The following is a 21,887-nucleotide window of genomic DNA, read 5'->3' as shown; positions in this document are numbered from 1 at the left end:
TCAAATGGAAATTTTAATTTGTCTTTTTTTCTTTGTCCCCAATGGTTCCAAGGGATTGGTATGGTTCATATATTCCCTATAGCTATGGTAGTATTCGGGATGTTTGCTTTTTAGATTGGCAATGGGCCTATATTCCTTGAGTTCTGGTTTCTTGCCGTTTTTCGACAATGCAAAGTAGGTTTTACCTGAACCGTAATGCTTTTTTAGCAGTAGGGTATCATTGGTCTGCCGCAAGGGAATCTTGTCCACATCTATGAGAAAGTCTTTCTTCTCGATAAGGTTTTTGACGACCTCGTACTTTAACCGTTTGGGTGCGCTTTTGGATTCCAAAAAATCATCCAGCAATGTCCATTGCTTTAAAGCATCGATACCTCTTATACTGTCCGTAGCCTTTAGGTATAATCTGTTCCCATGAATGCCGAGGGAAACGCCGTATTTGGTCTCGGCCAAAACGGTTATCGATTTTTGTCCGAGCAGGGATCGGAACTCCTTTACCGAGAGGTAGCGTCGATTTTTTTCATTGGCGACTTTTAGATATGGCACCAGTACGACCACGTTTTTTCCTAGGGTTGCGGGAACGAAGAGTCCCTCCAAGCCTTGTTCGATCTGAATAGGCAACGTTTTGGAAAATTTGGGTAGTTTATCGCCAGGCGGCCCTAGAGTTTGGATGCCATTTTGTAGATGCCGATTGTATGAGTAAATATTACTTAAAGTATCGTTGAAAAGGTGGAGCAGCCTGTTTTTGGTCTGCATATCCAAATGGTCGACATCCCTTTGGAAATACCTGTGCTTCATAAACAAATGATCGGATCTGGAAGGATACAGGTGTTGAACCCTTTCCTTTAGTAGCGAAATGGAATAGTTGCGCCAGACCGGACAATTGTTCACATGGGTAAAGGATATATATGTCCTATTCTCTACACTATTATAGCCCAATAGCAGTTTCATCAGCTTATTTTCGTTTTCATGGATGGATATGCGACCTATAGGGGTAATATTCCGGTCTTTTTGGAACAGCCGGTCTTTACTTTTTAAAAGGGCCAACTGCTCTTTCAGTGCCGTATTGATAAAACCCGATTCGGCCAATTTGAGATCACGGACATATTGCAACTTTCTGAGGTCGTTCAATTGATCGGTCGGAACGGCCTTAAATTCAAATTTTTTAAATGCACTGAAGTCGGGGTCCAAAAATCGGGACACAAAATTTTTGATCCTGTGGAAGAGTTTAATGGAATTGCGAATAGTGAGGTACGATTTCATGGCTATCGGTTCAATCGATTTTTAAATTGGAATACGCCTCATATTTTATATTGAATGAAGGTGCGGGATTTATCCTGTTGCCGTCCTTAATGACTTCGTAATGCAGATGGGGGCCAGTGGAAATCCCCGTACTCCCAACGGTTCCGACAAAATCATGGGCATCGAGTGCTTCCCCGAGTTCGACCGCCACGGATTCCATATGCCCGTATAGGGTACTGAAACCATAGGCATGTGAAATGATGACATGCAGGCCATGCCCATTGGGATCGTTTTCGATATGGGCCACCCTTCCGGCAGCGGTACAATAGATCGGGGTATCCTTTTCCGCCGCCAAATCGACCCCAAAATGCTTCCTAGTGACCCGATGGATGGGATGGTGGCGGTTTCCATAGGAACTTGAGAGTACATAGTGCTCCCGGAACAGGGGAACCGTCGAGGGCACACTGTCCAAGATTTCCGGGCGCAAGGGCAAAAACGGTTTTAACCGGTCCATTTGCTCGAAATTTTCCAAGTCGTGCAATAATTCGTTGAGCCGTTGATAGATCAGGTCTTCCCTTGATTCCTCGGTCATGGGTTTGTTTATTTGCCTTGTTAGCTTTCCAAGGTCTTTGGTATTTTGGGGATTATTGTAAAAAAATCGATTGGCGGCGATACAAAGAAAGAACACCCCGACAAAAATCCAGTAACTGCTGTTCTGTGGGGTAAAATGACCGCTATCCGTGGAATTGGTGATGCCGCCCACTTTTTGGGCGTATCTCTTTATCCAACCGATCGAAGATTTTTTAATGTTCTTCCATGTGCTCATAACGAATTTATTGCGAAGAATCTTGACAAAATTTTGATTATTACAAATTTTACTTATATTTGTAGTAATTATTGCAAATATTTGTAATTTTTACAAATATGAATAACACATGGCGAAAATTTGATGCAACGCTGGATCTACCGGCCCTAATGGATTATTTTGGGCTTGTGGTGCAACGAAAAACGAGTACCATTATATGCTACCAAATCGGGAAGGAGCAGTATATCGTCATAAGGACCGAGTTCGGATATCGCTATTACAAACCGAGCGGACCCAAGACAAAACTGACCGTTTTTGACTTTATATTGGAACGGCTTTCCCGAACGGATGCAGAGGCGAGAACGGGTCTGTGGACTAAAATCGAGGATTTCTATGTAGAGCTTGAAAAAAAATCGGAATTTTTTCTAAATGACGGCTCCAAAAATTCACTTGAAGTTGTTGACATCGGTTTCAATCATTTTGAAGCACTGACCGAGGAACTTTCCCTAAGGCCGAAAATCCTAGCAGGTGTCGGTTCCGACATTTTCCAAGATTGTATCTACGAAAATCCGGAGGGCCAATTGTATTTCCCCTATCGAAACTTAGCCAACACCCTTACGGGATATGCCATGGACAAGGAAGGGAAGCTTTCCCTGATAGCGGAAAGCGATATTTCCAAATCCGTTTGGTTCAGTAAGGTCCCCGATACCATCAAGCATTTAGTGGTACTGCGCAACCCCATGGAGGCCATGGCCTTTCATCGAAGGTTCCGATTGGAGAATGTGGTCTACCTTACGATATCCAACATCAATTACGAGACCTCGAAACTACTGGTGCAGATCCTGAAGCGTACGAAGCTGAAAAAAATGGTGCTCAGTTTTACCGGATCATCCAAGATCGAAGGCTATATCCACGACCTGATGCTCATTTCCTTTATCAACGACTCGCGTTTTTTGTTCCGGGTGGGCAAGGACCATTTGGCCGTCCGCTTCGATCCCGAAGGGCAGAAACCGTTGGCCAAGCTGCACAATGAGGTACTAAAATACAACGGTAGCTTGGCAAAGGAATATATCAAATACAACAAGGTGCCCGACCAATCCCTTTTGAACAGGAAGAGCATCGTGCTGACCAAGGAAAAGCAGTGGGTATCGTGCCGTATTCCCTTTGAGGTCAACGCACTTCGCTATTTTCTCTGGAGCTATTACCGAAACTATATGGACAAGACCGTTGAGATCGTTAAACCCGTACACGCCAATTGGAGGCTGGAGTTCGAAGCGAACGGGGTCTATGTCGGAACCGAAAAATTAAAGGCCTTTAGGATGGCCGTATAAATAAAGGGGGCGCTCCCGCCCCCTTCAATCCTTAATTCCGGACATGAAAAATGGAAATGTCATATCCAGAATTACAAAGTTAACAATTGTTTATTAATCCTTAATTTAAAACTTGAAAAATGGAAAAACAAGCACAGCAGGTTTTCGTAAAAGTGAACCAACGGTGGCAACGGGCTACCGTAACCGGAGAAAAGGACGGAAAGGTATCCGTCGTGAACAACGAGGGACAATCGTTCAAAGTGCCCAAAAAAAAGAAGTATTATGAACCCATCGAATCCAAGGACCAGAAATTTGCTTATAAGGACCTCGAAGAACAATTGAAGGGCCATTATATCAGCTATAAAAAAATCCTCCCGAACGTACGCACAAATCTGACCGAGGGACAGGAGCATTTCCACGAGTCCACCTATATCTCCGAGGGCGAGCTCAAGGAAAGTGCCAAAATGATACAGATGGTATATGACCGGAACTTGGGTACTAGACTGGACGTCCAGTACCGTAGAAATGAAAAGGTAACTCTGGACGAGGCATGGGCCTATAACCATAGTTTCAGCGCCGATGAGTTCGAGCGCATGGTGGACAAAAAGGAGTTCGTGCTGTTCCAGGGAAGCACCAACGACGGCGAAGTGTTCCAAAAATTGGCCTATTACGAGCCAAAGGTACAGGATATCCGTACCAAACCGGCACTTTCCACGAACACCTATTTTTATGGGGTAAAGTTGACGGCGAAACAGGCCGATGCACTCAACAGGGGCCAGGAGCTCGAAATGGTCATCAAGAGCAAAGTCCACGGGAACAAACCGTATTTGGTATCCTGGTCCCCGCGCCGACAGACCTTTATTACCAAAAAAGTCGATTTGGAAAAGGCCAAAAAGCTTGAGGTCAACCCCGGCGAAAAAAAAAAATCGCGCGGCCGAGGCATGAAAGTCTGACCGATTGACCTAACAATGGGCCGTCCGTCACGGACGGCCTTCTTTTCATCCATACTATCTACAAAAGCAAATAACCTCAGGGCAACCCTACGAGGCATTCACAATGAAAAGACTTACAATTATCGAGATAAGTCCTTAGCATTTAAATCTCGATTACTGACTAAAGTTTGGGACATAACCGCATGTAATGCTCCCAAAAAAACCATGCCTATATGAAAAATTATGCCGAAAATCCGGAGCACTACAAACGGTTGATCGCCCAGATCGATCGTGAGGTCGATTTTCCCGGATACCTGATCGCACAGGGCTACCAATTGCTCAAGAAAAGTTCGGGTTCACAGGAATTTGGCAAGGAGGCGGAACGCCTCGTCCTACAGACAAAAAGAAATCCCGTAACCTATTTCAATCGCAACGACTCTTCGGACAAGGGGCGATTTTTCAAATACCTCCACAAACGCTCCGCCAATTTTTACGAAGCCGTAAAACAGGGACTGGGCATCATCCAAAGGGATTATCCCGAACCTTCCCCGGCCAAGGTGCACCAAAAGAACAACAGGCATATCAGCTTGGAAGATCGTTATCATATCGGCCCCTTGACCAGACCGAACTATTTAACGGAAGGTCGCGGACTCTCCATAAACACCCTCCAATCCGAAGCCTTCAAGGGCAGGATCTTCAATGCCTTCCACGTCAGTGATAACAAGGGCCGCATCGCCAATATCGCCCTTCCCAAATATGGGTTGGACGGAAAAATCAAGAACTATACGCTTTATAATAGGCCCTATCGGGACAGAAAGGACGGAAAGGTGAAAAGGTTCCGCTTGTTCCTCAACGAGCGTTATGAATACCTTTTCGTTTCCAATCCAAATATCAACGCAGAAAAAATAGTTTGTGTGGAGAGCGGTTTCGATGCCATGGCCTACCATGAACTGCACGGTTGCCCAAAAACATTCTACATCTCCATGTCGGGCCATATCGACGAGCGGAAACTCGAACAGTTCCTCCAATGGAACCGTACGGTAGATCCATCCCATACGCTCCCTCTTCTTTTGGCCTTTGACCATGATATCGAGGGGATGCGCTACGACCTTATTCTTTTGAGCCATTGGATCAATCGAAAGTCCAACCGGGTATTCATCGAAACGGATTGGAAACGCCCCGTGATGCGTTTGAAACTGAACTATCTCACCAAATCCATTGCTATCATGGAACGGGATACCGATTACATCAATGAACGGATTTCCAGAGGTTCCCACGGAATGCCCGAAGGTCTTCAAAAAGCCGTCTGCTATCGCGACAAGGTGCTTTGGGAACTGGATTTGGAAAGGATAGTCTCCCTCCCCCAACATTCCAGAACCTATTGGCGGCTGGCAGTGGAGGCACTTTCCCAATGCTTCGCACAGGGTATCCTGAAAATGGACAAATGCCCCACCATGAAGGATTGGAACGAGGAACTGATCTCGGTAAAAAAAAAGTCCAGTTGTCGGCTAGTGAATCTACTTTAAAGACTGTCATGGACAGACCGAGGAAAACCCAAAAAAGAAAAGGACATGCAAGATAAGAACAAGGGCTATATGGGCATGTACCTATCCGCTTTCCACTTCGCCATTATCCTATTCCGGGAGCAATATGCCCTGTACTTATTCCATTACGGGCATCAGGGATTCTCGGATAACATCCATTCCTTTCTAGTACGGTCCGGGCTACCGTCCCAAGGCATGGTCGCCCGTCTGCTCTTGCTGGGGCTTCTGATGGGCGGTATTATGATGTACCGTCCGGTCAAAAAAGAGGAAGTCGGTCGCAGAAAAAGTGTTGCGGGCTTTCTCGTGTCCTTGGCCTTGCTGTTCGTTTCTTGGTGGTGCCACGGTGCTTCCGAACTAGGGATGTGGGCCTCCATGATATTTCTTTCATTGGCCTACTTGGGATTGATGACCTTCGGGATGCGATTGTTCCAGTTTTTGGACTTCATGAACTTGGCAAAAAATGACCCCTTTAACGATACGAAGGAAACCTTCGAGCAGACTGGGGAGCGTATAGATACCCCATATTCCGCCAATATCCCATATACCTATTCGCACGATGGGAAACAACGGAAAGGATGGATTAATTTTGTCAATCTTTTCAGGGCGTTGTTGGTCATCGGCACTCCGGGGAGCGGCAAATCCTTTTCCGTTATCGAGGAGATCATGGCCCAGTTCATCGACAAGAAATACGCCATGGTCATCTACGATTTTAAGTTCGATACGCTGACCCGTAAGGCGTACGGTTATCTACAGGAGGCCATAAAAAAGCACGGGAACGATTCCGAAATGCCTTTCCCGAAGCTCTACCGAATCTGTTTTGATGACCTTCGGATGACGCACCGGAACAACCCCATGGATCCCTATGGGCTGGTCAATCAGTCGGATGCCATCGATACGGCCACGACCCTTATGAAAAACCTGAATCCCGAATGGATAAAACGGCAGGACTATTTTTCACGTAGTGCCATCAGTTATACAGGGGGCTGTATCTGGTATCTCAAGAAAAAATCGGAAGAAACGGGCAGGTATCTCTGTACCCCGGGGCATTTGGCCATTCTGACCACCGTAAAGATCGATATATTGATGGAAATCATGACCAAGGACGTAGAGGTACGCCAAATATTGGTTCCTTTTCGGGACGCATTGGAAAAGGAGGCCATGGAACAACTGTCTGGCCAGACCAGTACGGTCCAGATAAGCCTTTCCAGTATTGCGACCAAGGAAATTTTCTATGTGATGTCGGGCAACGACTTCAGTCTTGAGGTGAACGATCCCCGGTATCCCAAAATCGTATCGCTACAGAACAATCCCGAACGGAAGGAAGTCTACTCCGCACCCTTGGGCCTGTACATGAACACCATTCTCAAACGGGTAAACAAACCGGGCAAGCGGCACATGGCATTGCTTATCGACGAGGTACCCACCCTGTTCATCATGTTGTTGCGGACCATAATCGATACCGGGAGGGAAAACAAGATCGCCACCATTTTGGGGCTTCAGAGCGTCGGACAGCTGATCTTGGACTACGGCCGGGAACTGGCCGATGTCATCTATGACAACTGTGCGAACCTTATCTGCGGTGCGGCCAAGGGCGAGACGGCCAAACGGTTGAGCGAGCTTTTCGGAAAGATCCATCAAGAAAAGGTCTCGAAGAACACGAGCAGTTCGGACGTAAGTACCAATCTGAGTACACAGATGATGGAGCTCTTGCCCAGGAGCAAGATTGCATCCATGTCCACCGGACATTTCGCAGGGTTGGTGGCCGATACTTTCGAGCATCAGATCAAGGAAAAGAAATGTTATGGCCAGTTGCTCCCCGACATCGAAGGCAAGCGAAGGGCCATGAAGCACAAGTTGCCCGTTGTCAACGATTTCAAACCGGAGAATTTCGGGGAACTTTTCCAAGCACAGATGAAGCTCATAGAGGAGCTGGATTTACCGAAGAATGTCTCGGGCCTGTTTACCAGGGAAATCGGGTACATCGAATTTTATGGAAAGCGTCTGGAAGAAACGGCCAAAAATGCATTTACCAATGGTACCAAACGCCGAATTTTTAAGGATGTGGTCAAGGAGCTTCGCCTGTTCGATTTCAGGGAGGATATTCTGGAACTGCTGAATACGGGTGTTAGGGACGCCGATTGGCAAAGGTTATTGGCCTATATTGTGGAGGAATTTTTGGTACGTACGGAAATGGACCGTGTGGCCCAGGCCGAATTCGACAAGATCATTAATGAAGTGGACAGCTTGGTCAAAGAAGAGTATAAAGCCCTTACGGGAAAAGAGCTGAAGAGTGCCATATTTGACGAAAAGAAAATAAATGGTGAAATTGCAAGATCAATCGACAACTCCGAGGCGGCCGTGGAAAAGTTCATGGACGATTTCGGGAAGGAACTTGATGAGTCCCTGTCCCAAAGTTTGGCAGCTTGGCAGGAAGAGACGGAGTATAATTTTGAAGAGGAATTTTCCTCGTATCCCATAGAAAATTTTGAATAATGGACAATGAATCGATCATCAATCTGGACTCCAAGGATTTGGGGTATATCGGGGAACGCTTAAAGGAAATACGTCTTGAACTGGTGGAATTGGACGATGTCGAGGACAAAAGGTTCAGTCAGTTTTCGATGACCAACCTAAGCGATTACCTGAACATGGACCGTACAACTTTGGCCAATGTGGAGCGCGGTTCCTCAATGGTCAATTCAATCAAGATCATCCTCTATTTCTACAGCTTGGGCTATAACCCCATTTGGATCCTGTTGCCCGATAACGAGTTCGTGCAAAAGCGTAACCTTGGGGAAAATATGGTCTATCAAGAAGGACTTCGCGAGAAATACCTTGAGCTGGAGGAACGGGTTTCAGAGGCCATGAAGGATTTCAAATCGTCCTTGTAAATTTTGCATTCGAAGTAATTTCTTGCCGTTAAAAAGATTTAGGTTCAATATCCCCATTATTGTCCGCAACAATCTACCTATGCTTTGTTCAATTGCTGTATAGCAATGTCCATAGCATTATAATCATTGCTATATAGCAACGTATAATGCAATAGATATTCAATGCTATATATGGATATAGTTTCAAATGTTCATAGTGTCATATGGCCATATGATACTATGGTTTTAAAAAGTATATTTATGGAAACAAAAATAATTTCATGTACGGGGGAAAAGGGCGGTTGTGGCAAGACGACCCTGAATATCATCTTGGCCACCAACCTGTTCCACCTGTACCGGAAGAAAGTGGTATTGATCGATATGGACAATCCCCAGTACTCGGTGTACAAAAAGAGGAACCGAGATCTTGGACAGGTAGGCTCGACCGAAATGCCGATGTTTCCCGTGGAGCGGGCAACGGTCCAGACCTTGGAACCGTTGATCAAAAAATATTATGGTACCGTGGATTTTATCATCGTCGATTTCCCCGGAAACCTTAACGAGGAAATGGTAAGGGGGCTGCTGTATGTCGAACATATCTTCATTCCCTTTTTCCTTGACGAACTGGAAATCGACAGTACGGCGGTGTTCTACAAAACACTGCAACGGAACTATCTATGGAACGAAAATCGGGTACTGCGGTCCGTCAATCTTTTCTTCAACCGCTACGAGCTGGTCAAGGTCAATAAGTTCAATGCGGTAAGGAAAACCTTGGCGAAAGCGGGGATGCCGATGATGGAACAGGTCGTCATGGAACGCACCGTATACAGGGAGCGATACCGGAATACCCTAATTCCCATTCCCCCGACAAAAGAGAACGGGGAACTGGGGCTAAAACGATTTATGGAAGAGGTCATGAAAATTTCAAAAAATTAAAAATGGGCAAAAAAGTAAACGTCAAGGACTTGCTGGAATCGGCCATTCTAGAGAATACGGATACCAAGAAAGAGGTAGAGGGACTTAGGGAACAACGGCACGGCACGGGCGGAAAAGTTGAAAAGAGTTCGGTCGGACAAAACAAAACAACTGATGATACCCTTAAAGATGGCAGAACGCATAAGGCACCTCGTACATTTCCCCTGGCAAAGTTAAGCCATAGGGAACAAAGGAAGGTAACGGATTTCGAGACGTTGCTGGAGCAAAACAATTATATCGACAAAAAGGAGCAATTTATCTTTAGGTTGAGCAAGACCTGTTTTGAGGACTATGAGCGACTGGCCAGCGCATGCAGCTACAAGTTGGAAAAAAAGGTCTCGCGCAACGATATCATGCGGAAGGCTCTGGAGCTTTACCACAAAGAAAACGTTCGGGAACTTCAACGAATTATCGATAAGATTTGAATTGGCAGTGGGAACATATCGTCTATGCCGTCATCGGTATCCTGTGCCTATTATGGTACCTATGGGTGTTTGTCGTACTTAAAAAATCAAAAAACGAAAAAAATGTTCAGGAAAATGATTCATATATGCAAAAATCACATATATTTGTAAAAAACACATCTTCAAAGGATAAAGATATGGACCAGTTACTCAACCGTGTCGATGAGAATGAAACCAGCTCCGAGCTGTTGGATATTTTCAATGCGTCCGATAAAGATGTTCAGAATGAATCCTTAATTCCAGAACATGAAAAATTCAAGATTATCAAAAATTCCGAGTCCCCTCCGGAACCGGAGGTGGATGACTCCGATTAACGTCTTCCTGACCCTACTTCTTATTGTTGCTTTCCATTCGGTCGGCTTTGCCCAGATAGACGAACTGGTCGATCAGGTCAACGAGGCGGAACAGGGTACGGCACAGATAGGGAACAGTATTTTCCGCATCATCAAGATTGCCGCAGGTGTACTTCTGGCCATCGCGGCACTGGCCTTTCTCATCATCAGGGAACAGAACCAGGATATGGCCCGTAAAGTGGGCAACGCCATTGTGGGGCTGGTCATTTTCTACGGCCTTATCGAGATCGGGGAAAACTTGGCCAACTGATCATGGAAAACAAGCTGGTCAAAATTCCAAAGGCCCTGCAAAAGGACGTTTCCTTCTTTGGGCTTCGTGCTAAATATGTGGACCAAGCCTTTAAGGGCTCGTTCCTGTCCCTGATGGTGGGACTGTTCCTCAGTACGGTCATCCCGACCTTTCTTAGCCTTTTGCTTTCCTTCTGTACCGCGGCCCTCTATATCGCACTCATGCTTTTCTATTCAAAGGCTTATGGGGAAAACGGTTTTATCAAGTCCCGAGCGGACAGAAAGGGGCCGGATACCCTTAAAGGCCATGTCAACAAAAAAATGCTGGTGCTATGGAAAAAAGATTGAATCTTCTGGATGCCTTTCCCATTTATGGCTATGAGGCCCCGATCTTGGTATCCAAGGAACGAGGTTGCCTGAGCATTCCGCTGCAATTGGAACTTCCCGAAATCTACACTTTGGACAGCAAGGATTATCTGAACCTGAACCGGATGGTCTCGGGTATCTTGGAAATCCTGGGCGAGAACTGTCTTTTGCACAAACAGGACCTCTTCTTCGGGGAAACCTATTCCATGGACCGACAACGATTGGAACGGGATTTTTTCGAGACCGAGGACGAACGCTATTTCAAGGACAGGCCCTTTTTGGAGCACCGGTGCTATCTGGCCATCCATAAAGTGCCCAAAAACTATATCGGCCGCACGCCTATCGGGGCCAATTCCTTCTTAAAAAAGGAGCGCCGGTTCTACGGCCAAAGCTATGTTCCCGAAGAATACCTCGACGGGGACACAATGGCGGATTTCGAGGCCAGGGTCGGTGCCGTCAACGACCTTATCAACGATTCGGGCCTGATGAGCTCGAAAATCCTTGATTCCGAGGGACTTTTCGGTCGAGCGGGCTATTACGATTGTTATCTGGAAGCGCGCTACGGGGAAGGTACGGGAAGGGATATCGACTTTTCCGAACACGGGCTGCGGGTCGGCGACAAACAGGGACAGTACTTTACTTTGGAAAACCTGGACCAGTTCTCCAAGGAGGATATGGCCTTTCACGAATATTTTGGAAAATACAGCACCGGTGACAACCTCTTTCCTATAGGAAACCTGTTTTCCTTGGGTTTCAGGATTCCGCAGGAACATATTGTCAACCAATATATCTATACCCCCGAAAAGGAGAAGGCCATGGCCAAACTTAGGTCGAAGGCCAAACGTCTGGACAAATATGCCCGCAACCGCAAGGGGGACAAGAACAGTACCTACCGGGACCAAATCAATGATTTCCAGCAGCATATCCTCAACGAGCATAAGGAACTGGTCTATTATCACTTGAACGTATTGGGCCTTTCTAGCTCCAAAAAATCCTTTAGGTCGATGTGCAATTCCGTCCGGTCGGCTTTTCGAAAGCTGGGTATTCATGCCAAGGAAAATACCGTGGACCGAAAAAACCTCTTTTTCGGGGGTATCTTGGGCAACGGTATTGGGTTAAGCATGGAACTCTTCAGCCCCTTTTCCTCGGAGATGGCGGCCAGCCTTTGGTATTTTGAAGGGGGATATCGAAACAGAATGCACGGCCCCCACGGCCTGCGGATGGTCGATAGGGCCACGGGGAAACCTTTATTGGTAAGTCTATACCGCGATCCCGAGGCAAAGGACTGGATCTTTAACCGGGGCATGCTCATCGCCTCCGGATCCGGTGGCGGAAAGACCTTTTTTGCCAATGCCTATCTGTTCTCCGAATATCGAGAGGGAGCGGAAATCCTGATTCTTGAGAACGGGAATTCCTATGACAAGTTGCTGGACCATCTGGATGGGGTCGTCATAGAGAACGACGACAAAAATCCCTTTACGTTCAACCCCTTTATGCTGGATTCAGGGGATGTTGTCGAGAAGGATGGTAAAAAGGTGCTTACCGAGCACAAGCTGACCCAGCTCATCGCATTGGTCTATCTTCTATTGGGGCGAAAGGAGAATACAACGGACGACGGTCATGACAGTGCCGTAATCCAGACCATAATCGAATTGTTGGTACAGGGATATTATCGGGACCAGTTCCTCAAGGATAATCCCGATTACTCCTTCAACACTTTTTATGGGTATTCGGAAAGGCATTTGGAGCGGCTTATGGATTCCAAGGGCATACGAAAGGAAGTCTTCGATCCCAATTTGTTCTTACTGCTCTTGGGCAAGTATGCCCACGATGGGCCCAGGGCATATCTGTTGAACAGTAGGGACAAAAGGATAGCCCAATTGGGTCGTGAAAGGTTGGTCTACTTCAAACTCGAAAACCTGATCGAAAACGAACAGCTCTTTCCGATCCTGGCGTTCTTGATGATCGATGTATTCGACAAAAAACTGAAGGATCCCAAAAAACTTTCCCTAAACAAAATATTGGTCGTTGACGAGGCGTGGAACCTGTTCGACAATCCGATAATGGCCAATTATTTTGACGCCAAGTCAAGAATGGCCCGGAAATATGGGGGCCAGCCCATTTTTATCTCGCAAAAGGTAAGCGATTTTGTCAAATCCAAGTACATCGGCAATACCATCGTGGTGAACAGCCATATCAAGGTGTTGCTGGACCTCGGCGAGTTCGGTAATTCCTTTGGGGAGATCCAACGGTTATTGGGCCTGAACGAGAAACAGAAGCAACTGATCCTATCCATTAACAAGGATTTGCCCATGGGCCGAAAGCTACGGGAAATGGCCATTTGTTGGAAGGACCGCGTCAAGGTGTTCGGATTGGAAACCTCATTGCCGACCAAATGCCTGTTCGAGACCAACCCCAACGAAAAAGCGAAGATCAACCGTCTCCATGAAAAACATGGCCGTGATTGGGAAAGAACGGCCAACGCCTACAAACAGCTGCAAAACGAACTGGCGGAATCCGGTTCGGGAAATTTGAACGGCATCGATTATAACCCTAAAAATAAAAAACGATGAAGTATTTAAAACCAAAAATTGTACACCTGAAAATTTTGATCGGGCTACTCCCTTATTTTGGGGCCGCCCAGATTCCCGTGACCGATGTGGCGGCCAATGCCCAACTGGTCATCCTCAATCAAAATGTGGCCACGCTGAATTCGCAACTGGTCACCTTGAACTCGACCATGGGCAAGCTTTTGGCACAGATGGAACGAAACGTTACCGCAAATTCCAGTGCCTCCAAGATCCTGAGCCAGGACCTGACCGCAAAAAGGACCCCCGCCAGCTATGTCATGGGAAGTCCAGAAATGAACGAGCTATATGACTTGAAGGACAAGATCGTGGAAGCCTATAAGGGTACTCAGAAAAATCTGCGCTCTTTCGCCAATCTGGAAAAGGTGGAAAAGGAAAGGGCGACCGAAACCTTGGCCGATGCCCTGGTACAGGTTACCTCCTTGGTCTCCCAAGGATCGCATATCGCCTCCACGGGCGAAATCATCGAATCGGCCGATAGACTTTCGGCATTACGCTCCATCTTGGACAAGATGGACAGCGTATTGGAAACCATCATAAAGGTCAATACCTCCCTCTTACAGAAAAACGAACACCGCAAAGCCATCTATTCATTGATCAAGACCAATTGATGTACGTTATGCAATCGGATACAGGTTTTAGGGTAACGGTCAACACGATATTCGACCAATATATCGATGATGCCTTTGCGAATTTGGGGCCCACCTTGGGCATTGGTTTTCAAATGGCAAAGATCGGGTTGGGCATTTTCGCCATCATGCATTTTGTGGGCAATGATCGCGCCGATGTGTTCAAGGCCCTAAAGTGGTTTCCGTTGATGTTCATCCTTTTCAACTACTCCGAGTTTGCACACGCCATCTTTGAATTCTACAACAACCTCGGTTCCTCGTTTGTCAGCACCCAAAAAAACTGGGATACCATCGGGCAAAAGGTGGCCCTGGCCCAAATCGATGTGGCCGCCAACAATGTGGTAGAATGGAACATGTTCAGCATGGATATCGATGGACTGCAATCCTTTGCCCTTACGGGTCTGGCAGGTTCCATAACGGCCTTCGCACATATTATCTCTACGCTGATTTTCGTGGGCATCAAGGCATTGGCCACCATTTACCTGTTCATCCTTATCATTTTCGGGCCGATCAATATCGGGCTTTCGTTCATTCCCGCCATTTCGGGCCTTTGGAAAGCATGGTTGCAAAAGTTCATGAGTCTCTGCCTTTGGCTTCCCATGTTGTATGTAGTGGATATGTTTATGGTCAATCTTGTCGATGCGCTCGTGGACCATTTGTTGCGTAACAGTGCCTACGACCTAGGATTGATCTTGAGTTCCTCCCTCCTGGTCTTGATGACCTCCTTCTTTTACATCAAGGCCCCTACACTGGCCAACTTTGTAGTGCAGGGACTCAATATTTCGGGCGGTGGCATCGTCTCAAAGCCCAAGCATTACGGCAAAAAAGCAATACAAACGGTCATCGATGCCAAGAGCGGCGGGGCCACAAAAGCGGTTAGGACACTTACACAATAACAAGGTTATGAAGGGAAAATACGAGATATTCAATGATATCGCCCAAAGTAGAAGGCACAACAACAGGCTCGTCTATAGCTGCCTGATCTTGATGATAGCGGTCTTCGCGATTGCCATCTATTTCGTGGTATCGGCCCATGAGCGTGCTAACAATAACGCCTATGTGCTGCATGGGGGGCAACGCCTCCCCATGGTACCGATTAGGGATGCCAAGGAAAACCTCGAAATTCTTTGCGAAGGTCACGTCCAAAACTTTCATGAACTGTTTTTCTCGTTGGAACCCGATCTGGACCTGATCAAAAGAAACATAGAGGAAAAAGCCTTGTTCATGGTCGATTGGTCAGGCAACCGTTTATATGCCCGTTTGGTCGAAAAAAAATACTTCCATGATGTGGTAATGCGTGACTATCACTACTTTGTGGAACTTGATTCGATTCAGATCGACTATGCAACCTATCCGTTTCCGTTTACTTTTTACGGCAAACAGGCCATAGAAAAAGGCAAATCCACAACGTATAGGAACTTGGTCACTAAGGGGCACCTGAAAAAAGCGGGCATTACCCCAAACAACCTGAACGGAATCAAGATTATCGACTTTGAGGTCGTGGACAATTCCGATCTCGAGCGTAGGTAACATGAAATTCAGTGGCAACATAAAGCGTTTGAAGCGATGGGTCGTAAGGCACAAAAATTTTGCTATGGCCCTACCTTTTATTCTGGTACTGACCAGTTTTTTTGTCATTGAGAACGTCAAGGATTTTCAAATGGGGTTCGGCGACACTACCGACCCCACGAATGGCTTCAATCCGGAACTTCCCGGCAAGGTTCCGACCTTGGAATCCGAAGCTATCGCCGAGCCTTGGAAATTAAAGGACTCAACTGAAAAGAAAAAGGCAGGGAAATCTTCGTCCTTACCGGACATGACCCAAATGGACGATTCGCAAAACGATTCGCTCCAAAGAATCTTGAAGCGATTGGAAGGACTATCCTTGGATACTAAACTCCAGGAAACGATGGAGACCGACCCACCGGATAGAAAGAAAACCGTGGAGAGGGAAAAGAAGAACAGGATGACCGCGGAGGAGCAGAAACAAAAATTCGTGGAGAACCGCTTGGCCTACCGTGAAATGCTGCTGGAGGGAAAAAGGAAAATAGTCGGGGAATCCTTGACCGGCAACCGCTGGCCCCAACAGGAACGGATGCCCGTTACCAAAAAGCCGACCTTCTTTAGGGCAACCGTATATGGCGATCAGTTCATCTTGCCCAATGAGAATGTAAGGCTACTGCTCATGGAAGATATGGTCCTTAGTGATAAACGATTTCCCAAAAATACCTTCATCTACGCTATGGCTTCCATACAGGGAAACAGGGTGTATTTGGATATAGACAATATCGAGCACCATCCGGTCGATATCTCCGTCAGGGACTTCAACGATGGCAGGGAAGGAATCTACAACAAAAGGGCCAGGGAACTCTGGAGGGAGTACAAGGCCGAAATGGGAGGCGATGCACTGCGAGAGGCCACCGACGAAATTACCAGCGGCGCACCGGATGTTTTAAAAGGCATCGCCCAAGGGTTGGGGACTTTCCTTCGAAAAAAAAGGTTACGGGAAAAAGAAAAAATCCTATTGATGGATGACTATGAACTCTTACTGGCAACACAATGAAAATAAAAGCTGTACTTACAATAATTGGGCTATTGGGGTCTCTATCGGTTATGGCGAAAATGGACACCATTCCGGTTTCAAGGAACTATAAGACCATTCTGGTACTGCCCGCCCCTTATGATTTTTCCATTAATGGGAAGGGGCTGAATTTTTTGGAGTCCTTTCCGACGAAAAGTGCTTCCGCAACCTCAGAGCGTATCGTTTTGCTTATCTATAACGATGTGGCACCCGACACCTCCGATTTTACGAACTATACCATTTATACCCGTGACGGTCGTGCCTATGATTTTATCCTGCAACTGGTGGACATCCCCGCCAAGAAGCGATGGACCATAACCACCGACATGGTCGATAACCTCGAAGAGCTATCCCATAAAAAAAGTGCTACTGAATTGGATGAATCCGACTTTGCTTCATATCCTGACATAAAGGAAAAGGAAACCATAGCGGCCACCGAAACAGTTACGGAAACATTGGAAGTTATACCCGAAAAGGAGATAGATGGGGAACCCTTACCGCTTACCCAGGAATTGTATGTCTTGGATCGAATGGAATATATACGGCGGAGATGTTATTACAACCAGTTCAACAAGGGCAAGATCATCCGATATTTTTCAAAATACGATGATGTATTTCTCTGGCTGGAGAACGTGTATTATGAGAATAACGAAATATACCTACAGTTTCGCTTGGAGAACAAGGAACATATAGACTATGATGTCAATTTTATAAGGTTCAGCATCGCCACCAACTACAAGAATAGTTCGAGCAATGTCAAGACGGAACACAAGCCCTTGTTCAGGTATAAAGTTCCCAAAAAGGTCGAGGGGAATTCCGAGAACTATTTTATGGTGGTCTTCGATAAGTTTACCCTTGACCGGAGAAAGTCCCTCGTAGTGGACCTAGATGAAGAAAAGGGCAATAGAAACCTATCCTTGGATATAGACCAACTTGTCATCAATAACCCATCAGGATTTAAATTATGAAAGGCCATAATGCGCATTTATAAGATAATGACCAACTCCAACCGATATAATAAAAAGGCTGTCATCACTGGTTGGCTAAATTTTAATTAGATGAGAACAAAGTTATTTTTCATTACGGTGTTGTTTTGTTTTGCGGGTTCAGCCGTTTCAGGCCAAATGCGGGGCAACCTTGCTTCTTCGGTCGGCGTGAGCGGTGGCTATGTCGAGGATGGTTATGGTATTATGGGAACGTTTAATTTTCATCCCAATCGGTTCCAATATTTTCAGATAAGTGTTTTGGCCGCAATTGCCGAGGACAAGGGTGCCCAAAATATTCCCTATAATATTTTCACTATCCAGCCGGGGCTGTACTATCGTGTATTCATGGCGCCTCGAAGAAAAAATTTTAGTCTCTTCCTTGGTGGCGGTGGGCTGTTCGGATACGAGGTCATCAACAACGGAAGCAATGAACTGCCCACCGGTGCGCTTATCAATGGCAAAAGCCAATTTATTTACGGCCTATATCTCGGTGCGGAAATGGAAATAGGCCTAAGTAACGATTTTTCGCTATTGGTCAAGGCCAACGAATACTACCATGTCAATTCGGACGTGGGAAATTTTTATCCGTATGTCGGCGTCGGCCTACGGTATTTTTTGTTTTAAAAAGCGACGTTATGAAATTCAATACCCCACAACGCATAGTCGCCATAGGTACGCTATGCATGATATTTATAATTGCCTGTAGCAAGGACTTTGAAGGAATAGTGCAGGATTCCTTTGATTTTACCTTTCATGGCACGAACGAGGAAAACGGCTTTGTATTTGAAGCTGTAAGAACGGATTTCAGCTTGGAACCCGATCGGATGGTTTCTACCGTTTCCTATTTCATGAAATATAATATCCTTGACGGAAAAGGCTATTATTTAGGTACGGAAAACGATACCATCCGCGAAAACGATACCATCCCCGTCAAGGATTTTGACCTTTCTTACCGCTATATGCCCATCGATACGGGTATGCACAAAGTCAAGGTATTGGCCTGGGATTCAAACCGATTGCAAAAGGAGTTGGAGTTGGCCTACAATGTCAAGTACGCCAGTTTCAGCTTTCTCTTGGGCAAGGGTACCGGCGATTTCATTATCAATAGCCGGAACCCCGTCAATGTAACCTTGTTACGGGACAAGAACACGGTAGCTCCGGAGTGGGATTCGACCGAGGAATTTGAGATTACCTACCAACTGCAAGATGGTTCGGGCAAGCTTCATTTGGACGATGTTACCTACGATGCTGGAACCCCCTTCAAGTTGCCCAAGGGCGTTACCGAATTTGGCTACTTACCAGAAACCTTGGGCGAGCACAAATTGACCATGGTGGCCAAGGCTCCCGATGGGGCATCCCTCACGAATGAGCTGCTGCTGACGGTCGGAAATGTCAATTTCACGTTCAGGGCAACCGCGGCATCCTCACAGGTGGAGCTGGACACCAACCTGGCAATCAATATTGATTTGCAGACACAGGACGAGGAAAGCGAAGTTACCTATGATATTAGCCATTCCTTTTCTTCCGATAGCCAAGGCGCGGGAACCGTACGGGACCAAAATGGCGGGGTCATGGACCCCGGGACTTTTCGCGGCATTGATCCCGGCAATTATAACTATACCTTTGAGGACGATGAATTGGGGCAGCGCAAAATCTATTTTGATATACGAGACAGCAATGGCCAGAGGAAAAGGGACAGTGTCGAGATCGAGATTGCCAACATTCCCTTCACGTATAGCGGAAATTCGGAAAGCAACCAGGTATTCGTAAACCAACGGACACAGCTTAATTTCAACATTAAATCGAACGGTAACACATCCAATATCGATTATTTCCTGACCTATGACCTAGAAGAAGGAAACGGAAGGGTTACTGGGGTCAATGGAAATACGATCCGGAACAATACCGACTATCCGGTCGACTTGGGTAATTTCCCATTGTTTTATACTCCGGAAACCTTGGGCCCGCATCGTATCAATTTTCTCGTTACGGACAATTACGGGCAAGCGGTCGGACCTGTGGAGATCGATCTGGATGCCAATCCCCTTGAACTGGAATTCAATGCCTCGGCCAATAGCAACGAGGTATTGGTAGGCCAGCGTGGTACGATTTCATTGAGCCTTATCGAACAAGGGGATTACGATGGGGTTTCCTATGAACTGAATTACTTTATTTCAGGTGGTGACGCACAATTGTACAATGGAAATTCGCCAATAATCCCTAGCCAATATTTTTCGGTAAGTCCGGGAAGCTTTGCGTATGATTTCGTTGGGGACCAGGCAGGAACCTACGAAATAACCTTTTTGCTTCGTGACAGCAACGGACAGATTCTTGAAGATAAGGTTACCGTTGTCGTTGGCAACAACGACTTTACGGTCAATATGACCCCGTCCAAGGCTACTGAGTTTTCCAACATTCCGGTGGGTATGATCGTGAATATCGACGAAGTGCCCGACGGAGCGAACGACAGTTACACGGCTTTCTTTTCCTCTAGTCAAAACGGGTCGATGTCCATTAATGGTATAACTTACGGTCCGGGGGAACAATTTCCTTTGGGTGCCGGGGTCAACAATATTTCCTATACCGGATCGGAACCCGGACAGCATAATATCGTTCTCAGTGTCGAATCGGGATCGGACGTTACCCGAACGGCCAACACTACCATCACTTTTGACCAGGTCGACTTTACCTTTACCGGGGGCACCCAAAAATCCGACATAACCGTAGGGGAAACCACTGGCCTCAATTTTAATATTTCGGAAAGTGTCGGGTCTTCGGATTACACCATGCGTTTCAGTATGAACGGCAATGCGCTCATCAGGGACAACAATGGTATAGAGGTAAGCCCCGGGAACAGTTATGATGTCAATACGGGCAACTTTAACTGGACGCTCGAAGGTACCAATGAAAGTACCGTTCGAATGGCTTTCACGGTCCGAAACGATACCGGATTGGAGAAAACCGTGGATATAACGGTAAACGTTGCGGCCAAGGATTACACCTTTACCGCATCGGGCACATTGCAGCAGGCCTATATCGGGGAACAGGTGGATGTTAACTTCAATATTTCCGAAATCGGAATCGGTGGGGACACCTACGTGATGTATTTTTCGGCAAATGGTAACAATGGTTCTTTTGAATATGCGGGCACAAGCTATTCCGCTGGGGAAAGTTTTGATGTACCCGTGGGGGCATTTTCGGGAAAGTATGTCGGAACGACCGAAGGCAACCATAACATCACTTTTACGGTGCGCTCCTCATCAGATGTGGAGAAAACGGCCAATGTCAATATCAACTATGAAAGGTACGAGGAACCGTTCGAGTTAACCGTTAGTCAGGCTCCCGGAGAACGTTTGGAAGAAGAACCCTTTAACATCACGGTCATTACCAATGCCATTGGCACCCATGATCCGGCGGTGACCTATCAAATGACATTTTCTTTCAATGGAAACCGTGTCGGTTATTTCTTTTATGGCGGAAATAGATATGATGAGGGGGAAACAATACCATTGAATTACGGTAGTACCAACCTTACTTTCTATCCTGAGACCCCAAATACGTTTACCATTGATTTTGAGGTGGAGAACTCAACAGGACACTCCAAAAGCGGAAGCACATTTGTTGACACTTTAGGAAGGCCCGTGGCATTGGTCAAAGGGGAAAAGCACAATGTCAGTTGCGGAGGATTGAACGGTTGTGATTATCAAGTCAGGATATATACCTGTTTTGATATCGGGTGCTCGGAGGCCTATGGCGGTGCTACGCTGGACCAGGTGGAAATCAGGATATTCAACCGGAGTACCAACCGATGGGATACCCGATTGTTCAATTACAACGAAGCCACGGGCAGTGGAGTGGATCGATATTTCATGTTGGAAGAGGAACCCCGAGAAAGCCGTTTGAAATATCTTGATCAGGACTTTGAGGTCAGGGTCAGGGATACCAATGGCCAGTGGAGTGAATGGACATCGGGGAAAATTGTTAGAGTATGATCAAAAGGGGGTAATGCAAACCATT

The 21,887-nt window shown here is 46.4% G+C and carries 21 protein-coding genes; 18 read left to right on the top strand and 3 right to left on the bottom strand.

All coding sequences use genetic code 11. The annotated features are described in order from the left end of the window. Both D1013_RS07990 and D1013_RS07985 read right to left on the bottom strand, forming a co-directional pair. On the bottom strand, positions 1–1,260 hold the full coding sequence (locus D1013_RS07990; protein ID WP_162987842.1) for a hypothetical protein: 1,260 nt from the start codon (positions 1,258–1,260) through the stop codon (positions 1–3). 10 nt (positions 1,261–1,270) lie between these two features. After that, on the bottom strand, positions 1,271–2,065 hold the full coding sequence (locus D1013_RS07985; protein ID WP_121848331.1) for a M23 family metallopeptidase: 795 nt from the start codon (positions 2,063–2,065) through the stop codon (positions 1,271–1,273). Between the two features lie 98 nt (positions 2,066–2,163). Here D1013_RS07985 and D1013_RS07980 point away from each other — a divergent pair, with 98 nt between their 5' ends. The 3 genes from D1013_RS07980 to D1013_RS20325 all read left to right on the top strand — a co-directional run bounded on the left by D1013_RS07980 (position 2,164) and on the right by D1013_RS20325 (position 5,812). Continuing rightward, on the top strand, positions 2,164–3,375 hold the full coding sequence (locus tag D1013_RS07980; protein ID WP_121848330.1) for a hypothetical protein: 1,212 nt from the start codon (positions 2,164–2,166) through the stop codon (positions 3,373–3,375). 119 nt (positions 3,376–3,494) lie between these two features. After that, positions 3,495–4,307: a hypothetical protein gene (locus tag D1013_RS07975; RefSeq protein ID WP_121848329.1), complete on the top strand. Its 813-nt coding sequence runs from the start codon at positions 3,495–3,497 to the stop codon at positions 4,305–4,307. 212 nt (positions 4,308–4,519) lie between these two features. Next, on the top strand, positions 4,520–5,812 hold the full coding sequence (locus tag D1013_RS20325; protein ID WP_162987841.1) for a toprim domain-containing protein: 1,293 nt from the start codon (positions 4,520–4,522) through the stop codon (positions 5,810–5,812). A 152-nt stretch (positions 5,813–5,964) separates the two neighbouring features. Here the strand turns inward: D1013_RS20325 and D1013_RS20320 are convergent, their stop codons facing one another. Beyond that, on the bottom strand, positions 5,965–6,204 hold the full coding sequence (locus tag D1013_RS20320) for a hypothetical protein (protein ID WP_162987840.1): 240 nt from the start codon (positions 6,202–6,204) through the stop codon (positions 5,965–5,967). Here D1013_RS20320 and D1013_RS07960 point away from each other — a divergent pair. The 15 genes from D1013_RS07960 (at position 6,191) to D1013_RS07890 (ending at position 21,862) form a co-directional block, all read left to right on the top strand. Then, complete coding sequence (locus D1013_RS07960) at positions 6,191–8,323, top strand: type IV secretory system conjugative DNA transfer family protein (RefSeq protein WP_162987839.1); 2,133 nt, start codon at positions 6,191–6,193, stop codon at positions 8,321–8,323. The two genes, D1013_RS20320 and D1013_RS07960, sit on opposite strands and share 14 nt — an antisense overlap. Then, positions 8,323–8,721, top strand: a complete 399-nt coding sequence (locus tag D1013_RS07955) for a hypothetical protein (protein ID WP_094997555.1) — start codon at positions 8,323–8,325, stop codon at positions 8,719–8,721. Before D1013_RS07960 ends, D1013_RS07955 begins: the two co-directional genes overlap by 1 nt. A gap of 171 nt (positions 8,722–8,892) precedes the next feature. Next, positions 8,893–9,636: a ParA family protein gene (locus tag D1013_RS07950; protein WP_162987838.1), complete on the top strand. Its 744-nt coding sequence runs from the start codon at positions 8,893–8,895 to the stop codon at positions 9,634–9,636. Between the two features lie 2 nt (positions 9,637–9,638). Next, the gene (locus tag D1013_RS07945) at positions 9,639–10,100 is read left to right on the top strand and encodes a hypothetical protein (RefSeq protein WP_121848324.1); all 462 of its coding nucleotides are present in this window, start codon (positions 9,639–9,641) and stop codon (positions 10,098–10,100) included. 125 nt (positions 10,101–10,225) lie between these two features. Continuing rightward, positions 10,226–10,453, top strand: coding sequence for a hypothetical protein (locus D1013_RS20315; protein ID WP_162987837.1), 228 nt, complete (start codon positions 10,226–10,228; stop codon positions 10,451–10,453). Then, positions 10,440–10,742, top strand: a complete 303-nt coding sequence (locus tag D1013_RS07935; protein ID WP_121848322.1) for a hypothetical protein — start codon at positions 10,440–10,442, stop codon at positions 10,740–10,742. The genes D1013_RS20315 and D1013_RS07935 overlap by 14 nt, the downstream gene beginning before the upstream one ends. 2 nt (positions 10,743–10,744) lie before the next feature. Continuing rightward, on the top strand, positions 10,745–11,068 hold the full coding sequence (locus tag D1013_RS07930) for a DUF4133 domain-containing protein (RefSeq protein WP_121848321.1): 324 nt from the start codon (positions 10,745–10,747) through the stop codon (positions 11,066–11,068). Next, a complete protein-coding gene (locus D1013_RS07925) occupies positions 11,053–13,659 on the top strand; it encodes a TraG family conjugative transposon ATPase (protein ID WP_121848320.1) in 2,607 nt (868 codons plus the stop codon). Before D1013_RS07930 ends, D1013_RS07925 begins: the two co-directional genes overlap by 16 nt. Beyond that, the gene (locus D1013_RS07920; protein WP_121848319.1) at positions 13,656–14,285 is read left to right on the top strand and encodes a TrbJ/VirB5 family protein; all 630 of its coding nucleotides are present in this window, start codon (positions 13,656–13,658) and stop codon (positions 14,283–14,285) included. Before D1013_RS07925 ends, D1013_RS07920 begins: the two co-directional genes overlap by 4 nt. A gap of 8 nt (positions 14,286–14,293) precedes the next feature. Further along, complete coding sequence (locus tag D1013_RS07915) at positions 14,294–15,199, top strand: TraJ family protein (RefSeq protein WP_162987836.1); 906 nt, start codon at positions 14,294–14,296, stop codon at positions 15,197–15,199. Between the two features lie 7 nt (positions 15,200–15,206). Beyond that, positions 15,207–15,833: a hypothetical protein gene (locus D1013_RS07910; RefSeq protein ID WP_121848318.1), complete on the top strand. Its 627-nt coding sequence runs from the start codon at positions 15,207–15,209 to the stop codon at positions 15,831–15,833. A gap of 1 nt (position 15,834) precedes the next feature. Then, complete coding sequence (gene traM / locus D1013_RS07905) at positions 15,835–16,866, top strand: conjugative transposon protein TraM (RefSeq protein ID WP_121848317.1); 1,032 nt, start codon at positions 15,835–15,837, stop codon at positions 16,864–16,866. Then, positions 16,863–17,852 carry a DUF4138 domain-containing protein gene (locus tag D1013_RS07900; protein ID WP_121848316.1) on the top strand — a complete coding sequence of 330 codons (990 nt, stop codon included), beginning with the start codon at positions 16,863–16,865 and terminating at the stop codon, positions 17,850–17,852. Before traM ends, D1013_RS07900 begins: the two co-directional genes overlap by 4 nt. Before the next feature lie 90 nt (positions 17,853–17,942). Further along, positions 17,943–18,494: a conjugal transfer protein TraO gene (locus D1013_RS07895; protein WP_121848315.1), complete on the top strand. Its 552-nt coding sequence runs from the start codon at positions 17,943–17,945 to the stop codon at positions 18,492–18,494. A gap of 11 nt (positions 18,495–18,505) precedes the next feature. Beyond that, entirely contained in the window at positions 18,506–21,862 is a 3,357-nt protein-coding gene (locus D1013_RS07890) for a TraQ conjugal transfer family protein (protein WP_121848314.1), read from the top strand. Positions 21,863–21,887 lie beyond the last annotated feature (25 nt).

It is taken from the genome of Euzebyella marina (assembly GCF_003687485.1).
GTDB lineage: Bacteria > Bacteroidota > Bacteroidia > Flavobacteriales > Flavobacteriaceae > Euzebyella > Euzebyella marina.
Note: the sequence above shows the minus strand (reverse complement) of the source record. Positions and strands in the feature narration are given on the sequence as shown.